This window comes from Caballeronia sp., from assembly GCF_049581465.1.
Lineage (GTDB): Bacteria > Pseudomonadota > Gammaproteobacteria > Burkholderiales > Burkholderiaceae > Caballeronia.
In genome coordinates this window covers 1-2,034 of record NZ_JBAUSA010000633.1, presented here as the reverse complement: position 1 = coordinate 2,034, position 2,034 = coordinate 1, and the positions used below count along the sequence as shown (strand labels likewise).

1 protein-coding gene, 1 pseudogene and 1 riboswitch are annotated in these 2,034 nt (G+C 58.0%); of the genes and pseudogenes, one reads left to right on the top strand and one right to left on the bottom strand.

Going from position 1 to position 2,034, the window contains the following annotated elements; genetic code table 11:
• Positions 1 to 20: 20 nt before the first annotated feature.
• A riboswitch (glycine riboswitch) is annotated at positions 21 to 114 on the top strand.
• A 146-nt stretch (positions 115 to 260) separates the two neighbouring features.
• Entirely contained in the window at positions 261 to 1,538 is a 1,278-nt protein-coding gene (locus tag WCA53_RS15370) for a D-amino acid dehydrogenase (RefSeq protein ID WP_423911832.1), read from the top strand.
• Positions 1,539 to 1,854: 316 nt separating this feature from the next.
• Here the strand turns inward: WCA53_RS15370 and WCA53_RS15365 are convergent.
• Positions 1,855 to 2,034: pseudogene (locus WCA53_RS15365) on the bottom strand (molecular chaperone DnaJ); the annotation flags it as partial.

The window sequence follows — 2,034 nt, the reverse complement described above, 5'->3', positions numbered from 1 at the left end:
GGTATTGTCATGCCGTTCTGCAATGCAGCGCGGGAGAGATCGTCAGCCGTTTGTGACGACGCCGACGGAGCAACCGCCCCGGAAACTCTCAGGCAAAAGGACCGTGCAGCGAGAACATCTGGAGAGCGGCGCGTGCGCGCCCACCGAAGGGGAGCTATTACCGTAACCGGTGCTAGCGAAACTCTCAGGTACATGGACAGATGGGGCATTGGTGCCGGTAAATATCGGCCGGCGATGCTCAACGAACCCTGGACCATGTCATGTCCCAAATTGCCATCATTGGCGCCGGAATTACGGGCGTCACCACTGCTTACGCCCTCGCTCGGCGCGGTTACCGCGTCACCGTTCTCGAACGTCATCGCTATGCGGCAATGGAAACGTCATTTGCCAACGGCGGTCAACTATCGGCCAGCAACGCTGAGGTCTGGAACAGCCGGTCTACAGTGCTGAAAGGCCTGCGCTGGATGTTTAGCCGCGACGCACCGCTCCTCATGAATCCGCGGCCGAGTTGGCACAAGTACAGCTGGATCGGCGAGTTCCTGCGCCAAATTCCGAACTATCGCAGCAACACGATCGAAACAGTGCGGCTAGCCATCGCCGCGCGCCAGCATATGTTCTCGATCGCTGAGCGGGAACAAATCGATTTCGACCTTGAACGACGTGGCATCTTGCATTTCTACGCTACCCGCAAGGAGTTCGAAGCGGCCACGAAGGTCAATGCATTGTTACGTGAAGGCGGCCTCGACCGGCGCCCGGTGACGCCTGACGAAATCCGCACCCTTGAGCCCGCACTTCATGGGCAGTTCCACGGGGGCTTCTTCACCGAGTCAGATTCGACCGGCGACATTCATAAGTTCACGCATGGTCTTGCGCAAGCCTGCGTGCGTTTGGGTGTCGAGTTCCGCTACGACTCGAGTGTGCAGTCGATCTCCGAGGGCGCGGATGGCGAGTTGAGGATTGCATTCACGCGCGAAGGTCAGCCTGATACGGATGTCTTCGACCGGGTAGTGATCTGCGCGGGCGTCGGAAGCCGTGCTCTGGCCGCGTATGTAGGAGACCACGTGAACGTCTATCCGGTGAAGGGCTATTCGATCACGGTCTGCCTGGACGAGACTGGAAGCCAGCAAGCCGCGCCTTGGATCAGCCTGCTTGACGACAACGCCAAAATCGTAACCAGCCGTCTCGGCGTTGATCGCTTCCGTGTGGCCGGAACGGCTGAGCTCAATGGCATAAACCGTGACATCCGTTCGGATCGGATACAGCCCCTCGTAAATTGGACGCGTAATCATTTCCCGGATATGTCGACGGCGCGCGTCATTCCGTGGGCTGGCCTGCGCCCTATGCTTCCGGGCATGTTGCCCAAGGTTGGCTCCGGTCGTCGACGCAATATTTTCTACAATACCGGTCACGGGCATTTAGGCTGGACGCTCTCGGCAGCGACTGCGGAAGCTGTTGCGGAGCTCGTGTCCGGTAGTATGCCTAACTTAACAAACGTGAAGCCCGAGACAAAGCGAAAAGATCTGCTGGTCAGCGTCTGATACTCGCTTCCAAACGACATCACAGATCCCGCGCTGCCTCGGGGTCTCGAGATGCCAAGAGTCGCTCTCTACAGAGATCGTCAAAACGTCCGGGTTCTTTGCGGGCGTACGTATCAAATCATTGAATTGTGGTCTTGATGGCCGCGCCAAAAATCGGTTGTCCTTGGGGCTCTGTCGACCACGATTTATCGCCGATCGCCCAGATAGGCGAGCGCGAGGTCCGAGTCTGAAGGACTAGATTGGACGGAGGAGCGGACATTCGGTGTAAGCGGTGTTTTCTCCACACTACGGAAGAAGCATGAAGGGCGGCGCTCCCCTAGAACGGCATATCGTCGAAACGCGACGTGGCTAATGACCGTTTCACGGACTTTAGCCAGCCCTTAAGTTGCTTGACATCGTCGAATACGAGCAGGTCATGTTCAAGGGCGTGGAGGCTCTCCTGCAGCGAGAAGATATCAGCGGCAAGATTGCGCATGATGGTGCCGGGCGACACCTC

Excerpts from the sequence above, each read along its gene's own strand:
- WCA53_RS15370 (WP_423911832.1), top strand. The coding sequence starts at position 261 with ATGTCCCAAATTGCCATCATTGGCGCCGGAATTACGGGCGTCACCACT.